Raw genomic sequence first — 5056 nt, 5'->3', positions numbered from 1 at the left:
CTACGATCGCATGCGCACCCTCAATCCGGAGGAAGCGCTCACACCATGAGCTCTCCGGAAACGCCGGGAGGGATCAGGATCAGGCGCGAAGTGCCTATTGAGCTGGGTGACGACATCCGCCCCGCCCGGCAACCGGCGGTTCAACTCCTCCTGCAAGGCCAAAAACGCCCAGGGGTCTCCGTCTGCCGCAAAAGTCACGAGCAGATCGAGGTCGCTGTCAGGACGCGCAGACCCGCGCGCGTAGCTTCCGAACACCCATGCTTCGGCTGCTCCGTAGCTCTTCAAAAGCTCGACCAGATCCGCAAGGGCAATTGGCAGTCGAAGCTCACTAACCGTCTGCGCCATAGCTGCAGTTTAGCGCCTTCCCACCAGCGTAAGCATCAGCTCGTCGGTAGTCGATATCGGGTTGGAGGACGCGGTCCTGATCCGAGTCGAGCTCGGATACCAGGCACTTACGACACGATTGCCCGTGGTCTCCCCACCCCGCACGTGCACCGACGCTCCTCGTTGAGGAAACAATTCCGTTGGTGGTACGGCATCGCGTACTCACCCCGGACCCTCGCCAGGAACGGGTCACCTAACGGATCGTTGTCGATCGAGCTTTCCCGGATTTCCTTGTCAGGGAACTTGTCGAACACCTTTTCCATCAGAAACAACCCCCACCGAGGCTGATACTTTCCTTCCGCGTGGAGCGCCTTGTCGAATCGGAACGGCTTTTCGAGGAAAACCCTCCGCGTTTGAATCACCCAGTCAATCCCCGACGGGTCAACATCGACGTATCCGACATGCTCGCCATCTCGATACACGTCGAGCGTCGCGCACCTGTTGACCCTTCCGGTCAAGGCTGGGTATCCGAAGTCGCGGTACTTCTCGACAAGTTCGGCTCGGGCTTCGTTCTCCCACTCGTCCCATTGCGGGTTCGTCTGATCTGTTTATGCAGACTCTCATCTCTAGTCGCTTCCCTGCCTCCAACGAGAGTGCCAGGGACATGGCATCTTTGCAGGTCAACCACGCACATTCAGGTACCGCCCCCTCCGGTGAGCTACCGCTGCCTCGTACCGTGATGTCGACGTGAAGTGCTCGCGAGATTCGCCGCAATAGAGGCGATTCCCTCCCTGGTCAAATTCGAGCGCACGAAACCCCTTCGTCACTCGCGCGCTCCATCGCACCCTCAAGGTCCACACACTCGCGAATAGCCATATCCCCGTAATAACAACACTATTCGGCGATACCCTTCACCTGACCGACATAATATGTGGCCCCTCAACAGCTTTCGCTAACATCATGCCCAGCAACGTGCATCACCAACCGAACGACGGCCCATCCGAATCTTCACGCGCCCGCAACGGATTCCCCACCGCGCCTCTCCGCTCCGCGAACGACAGCCCCGAAACCTCGCCCTCCGCCACCATCCTCGGATCGACCACCTTCAGAGCAGGCTCTTGCACGGGCACGGGCCGCAGCATCGCGGCGATCCGCTCATCTCTCCTCCTTTTCTCAGCCTCTTTCTCGTCCGCCAAGCATCTCCGCAATTCATCCGACCCCTCCGCATGATCCGGATGACCGGAACCTGACACCGGGCACGACACTTTCGCCACCAGACACTCCTCACCATTGACAACCTGGAGCCCACACCATAGCCCCAAAAGCCGTCCCTCCCTAGGCCGAACTTAACCCCACCGGGCAGACAAAAACTCTACGGACAAACAAGAAATCCCAACCAACAGCAGCCCCCACCAGCCACGACACACCGCCCTGACAAACCATCTCAACAAACAGTTTTCAGAACACCACGACGACACGACACACACAATCCAGTCCATTTCGTGACCTCGCGAGAGGTAGCCGACAACGATGACATCCAGATGACCCCTCATCACCTCTCCGAATCGCCCCAGGAACACCACCCAAGGGCGCAATCCGCATGGAACAGTTCGCGTGGCCCGTAAAGTGCCGGAACATGCACCCCAACGCAAAGAGTTCAGCGGCAGCCGTCGCCGTGTGTGCTGCGATCGTCGGGATCGTGTCGTGCGGCACGGACGTTCCGGAACCCAATGCCGTGGACGGTACAACGAGAATCAACACGACATATTCGCCCAAGGACGGACCGTACGAACCGCGACACGGGGGCGGATCGAATAAGCCCTATACACCGGATCCTTCGGTGTTCACTCCTGAACAAATCTATCTGTACTGGTTGGATGAGAAAGAGATTGTCTACTTCAACGATGACGAAGTAATAGTCATCGGGCGGACGTATTGCGACACTGCAGTGACAGCGCCGACTGTCACCGCAGATGCCGCTGCATTCGCCGACAACCTCAGCGCGACTCAGAAGGCTGACCTCGTCCAACTATCGAGGACCTACCTCTGCCACTAAAGATGTTTCGGTAATAGGGCGTGTCGTTGCACGTGATTCGCGCCGTGCTGCTTGATCATTGACGAATGGCAGGGAAGAAGACCGGTTCCGGCGAGGAACCCGACCCCCGGAAAGTCAAGCAGCGCGGTACCCGCCGTGATCTGGGGGCGTTGCGTGAGCGGCGGATGCGGGCGGCGGAGATGTTCGCTGCGGGGCGGCGGCAGATCGATGTCGCGGTCGAGCTGGAGGTGTCCCAGCAGACTGCGTCCCGCTGGTTTCGGCAGTGGACCGAAGGCGGAAGTGAAGCGCTCGAAGGTGCAGGTCGGGCGGGTCGCAGGCCGCGTCTCGACGACACCCAGGTCGAGGTGATCCGAGAAGAACTGCTCAAAGGACCCCAGGCTCACGGCTTCGCCACCGGGGTGTGGACCCTGGACCGGGTCGCGATCGTGATCGAGCGGCTCACCGGCGTGACTTACGGTCCCACCCAGACCTGGACGATCCTGCGGACCCGGCTGGGTTGGAGCCGGCAGCGGCCGACGCGGCGGGCGGTCGAACGCGACGAGGATGCCATCGTGGCCTGGCGCGAGAACGAGTGGCCGCGGATAAAAAAATAGCGCGGCGCCGAGGTGCATGGATCTGCTTCCAGGACGAAAGTGGCGTATCGCTGCTCCCGGTGGTCCGCGCGACCTGGGCGCCGAAAGGTGTCACACCCGTACTCCGTCACCGTTTCTCGTGGAAGCGCATGTCCATGGCCGGGGTGCTGGCCTATCGCCCCGACCGCAGCGAAAGCGCGTTCGTGTTTTCCATGACCGACGGCGCCTACAACACCGACAGGCTCATCGAGTTTCTCACCGAACTCCGCGCCCACTTCGCCGGTGAGAAGCTCATCGTGCTCTGGGACGGGCTCATGGCCCACCGGTCCCGGGCGATGACTGCCTGGCTGGCCACCCAACGTGACTGGCTCCACGTCGAACGCCTCCCGGCGTATGCGCCCGAACTCAACCCGATCGAACAGGTCTGGGGGAACATGAAATCCACCGAACTGGCCAACCTGTGTCCCGATACCCTCGACGAGGTCCGCACCGCGACCGAGACCGGGCTGGCCCGGATCGGCTCGAGCTACGACCTGTGCCTCGGTTTCCTCGACCACACCGGACTTTCCTTATGATCCCCACTCACTCAATTACCGAAACATCTGTAAGACGGCGGGACTCCATCAACCGCGCGACAAAACGCCGAAGCAACTCCAACGTCACAGTCGGCGGCGCTTCGAGCATCCGCACACGCAAGGCGCGCCCCAACGCACTCCTCGCTGCCTAACGGACCACACCCCACAAATCAGTCCGGAAGCACACACTCCGACTCGTCTCACAGTCGCACAAACTAAGACACCTCTCCTCACACCTCGGACACAAAATCTGCCTCTGACCGATCCGGTCAGAGGCAGATAGCCACTACGATCAGGCCGTCATCCCTCAACCAACTTCGTCGCCACACAGGGCTCCTCACCGACCTCTGTCCGCCAGAGAGATTGCGCCGCAACGATCCCAGTCCGCGCAACCCGCTCGGCCTCGCGGATCGACGGCGCATTCACGGTCTGAAACACAACGAAACCGACTCTGTACTTGTTCATCTGAAGATCTCCACGTTCCTTGGAATAGTTGGGAACAAACGACTTATTCAATGTCGTCGTCTCGTTCGAGGGAATTCTCACTTAGGGGACATGGCCGTAGGGACTGCCTCATCACATGAAGGTCGACGCAGCCCCGCATGATCTCTCGAAGTGAGTCGATCGATGCTGGGGACTCGAACTCGAGCACCATCTCGCTCATGAAAGCGTCATCCGGGTCTACGGCCCTGTGCCGGACCTCGATCTCGGTCCTTGATTCAGTGGCCGCTGCAAGGAAGTTGGCGATGTCGATGTCGCATTCCGCTCTGCACGAATAGATTCCATTGTTCACGCCGCTCAGGCTATCGGCGATTTGCAGGTTCCGGTCGGAGTAGCAATTTGATCTTAAAGCGCCGCTCCCCCACAGCGATGCATCCGATACGATCTTGAGTTGAGGCGGGGCGCGCAGGCCTGTTTCATTCATCGGCAAAGCCAGACGAGGAAGCGGAAACTCTATGAAGCACAGTCCACTCCACCCGCGTGTCAGTGTCATTGTCACACGCGTGGCCTACGCCGACTCACCAGACAAGGTCATCCGCGTGGATGACACTCAATCCACCGAGGACGTCCTCACGCGCTATTACCCCGGCGCCACAATCGATGATCGCGGCGGCTTCGACACCCCTGACGGTGACAGCTACCACTACGATCGAGCGCTCACCGAGTAGCTGCCCCACCGGTTCCAGCGACCAGGATGCACTGTGCCCAAATGTGTTTCGCCCCAGAGTTGCAAAGGTTCGGGTCACGATCGGTCGGGCTGTTCCAGGTTTTGTCCGAGACGGAAATTGCGAAACTATGACATTGGATCGAGAAGGTGGCGAGGGCGAAATTTCAGCATTCAAGAAGGCTTCGCCTTACTTGGTGATTCTCTCCATAATTGGCGCCCTCTTCCTGCTATTTTCTCTGCTGACCAATGAGCGTTCATCAACCGAGGCGCGCTGCGAGGTGCGTTGAGGTTTTCTCACCAGGCCGGTGCTTGCAGGTGAAGAAGAACGAGAGCCGCAGCAGCGATCGAGCCGATCCTCCAC

At 59.8% G+C, this 5056-nt stretch carries 6 protein-coding genes; 4 read left to right on the top strand and 2 right to left on the bottom strand.

The annotated features are described in order from the left end of the window. Together NVV99_RS25980 and NVV99_RS25975 are read right to left on the bottom strand one after the other, a co-directional pair. Positions 1–345, bottom strand: a complete 345-nt coding sequence (locus NVV99_RS25980; protein ID WP_248957589.1) for a nucleotidyltransferase family protein — start codon at positions 343–345, stop codon at positions 1–3. A 956-nt stretch (positions 346–1301) separates the two neighbouring features. Then, the gene (locus tag NVV99_RS25975) at positions 1302–1598 is read right to left on the bottom strand and encodes a hypothetical protein (protein ID WP_248957590.1); all 297 of its coding nucleotides are present in this window, start codon (positions 1596–1598) and stop codon (positions 1302–1304) included. A 362-nt stretch (positions 1599–1960) separates the two neighbouring features. Here NVV99_RS25975 and NVV99_RS25970 point away from each other — a divergent pair, with 362 nt between their 5' ends. The 4 genes from NVV99_RS25970 (at position 1961) to NVV99_RS25955 (ending at position 4696) form a co-directional block, all read left to right on the top strand. Further along, a complete protein-coding gene (locus NVV99_RS25970) occupies positions 1961–2380 on the top strand; it encodes a DUF732 domain-containing protein (protein ID WP_156665631.1) in 420 nt (139 codons plus the stop codon). A gap of 65 nt (positions 2381–2445) precedes the next feature. Continuing rightward, positions 2446–2973, top strand: coding sequence for a winged helix-turn-helix domain-containing protein (locus NVV99_RS25965; protein ID WP_064257835.1), 528 nt, complete (start codon positions 2446–2448; stop codon positions 2971–2973). After that, entirely contained in the window at positions 2952–3527 is a 576-nt protein-coding gene (locus NVV99_RS25960; protein ID WP_197481974.1) for an IS630 family transposase, read from the top strand. Before NVV99_RS25965 ends, NVV99_RS25960 begins: the two co-directional genes overlap by 22 nt. Before the next feature lie 1004 nt (positions 3528–4531). Further along, entirely contained in the window at positions 4532–4696 is a 165-nt protein-coding gene (locus NVV99_RS25955; RefSeq protein ID WP_156665543.1) for a hypothetical protein, read from the top strand. Positions 4697–5056: the final 360 nt, after the last annotated feature.

The sequence above is a fragment of the Rhodococcus sp. PAE-6 genome (assembly GCF_025290685.1).
Taxonomy (GTDB): Bacteria; Actinomycetota; Actinomycetes; order Mycobacteriales; family Mycobacteriaceae; genus Rhodococcus; species Rhodococcus pyridinivorans.
The sequence above is the reverse complement of the archived record's forward strand: the minus strand, read 5'-3'. Positions and strand labels throughout refer to the sequence as shown.

What these genes read in the sequence shown, in the direction of transcription:
- NVV99_RS25980 (WP_248957589.1), bottom strand. Translation starts at nt 345, where the DNA reads ATGGCGCAGACGGTTAGTGAGCTTCGACTGCCAATTGCCCTTGCGGAT.
- NVV99_RS25970 (WP_156665631.1), top strand. Translation starts at nt 1,961, where the DNA reads ATGCACCCCAACGCAAAGAGTTCAGCGGCAGCCGTCGCCGTGTGTGCT.
- NVV99_RS25965 (WP_064257835.1), top strand. Translation starts at nt 2,446, where the DNA reads ATGGCAGGGAAGAAGACCGGTTCCGGCGAGGAACCCGACCCCCGGAAA.